The organism is Pseudoalteromonas fuliginea (genome assembly GCF_000690055.1).
Taxonomy (GTDB): domain Bacteria; phylum Pseudomonadota; class Gammaproteobacteria; order Enterobacterales; family Alteromonadaceae; genus Pseudoalteromonas; species Pseudoalteromonas fuliginea.
Window position 1 is genome coordinate 1 of the sequence record NZ_JJNZ01000228.1, and the last position, 309, is coordinate 309.

1 protein-coding gene is annotated in these 309 nt (G+C 24.9%); it reads right to left on the reverse strand.

The features are described 5' to 3' along the window. Positions 1-109: 109 nt before the first annotated feature. Positions 110-309 (reverse strand): T9SS type A sorting domain-containing protein (locus tag DC53_RS22820; protein WP_033032630.1); only part of this gene is annotated, 200 nt, incomplete at its 5' end.

Sequence of the window (309 nt, forward strand, 5' to 3'; positions counted from 1 at the left end):
ATAAAGCAAGCAAAGGTATGTGTTTTATTTATACTCTAGATTAAACCGATATTAAAAAAGCACATATTAAATTAATAATATGTGCTTTTATAGTAAGAAAAGCATTGCTTTATTCTTTTATGATTTTAGTAGAATAATGTTTACCATTAGTATCTTTAAGTATCATTACATAAGTACCTTTTGTAAGCTGTTGTGCTGATATACTTAAATCTGAAATTTCTTCACTAATGACTAGTTTACCAGATATGTCATAAATATATGCATTCGTCATTGTGATGTTATCTGTTGTTGTAAATTGTATAATATCTT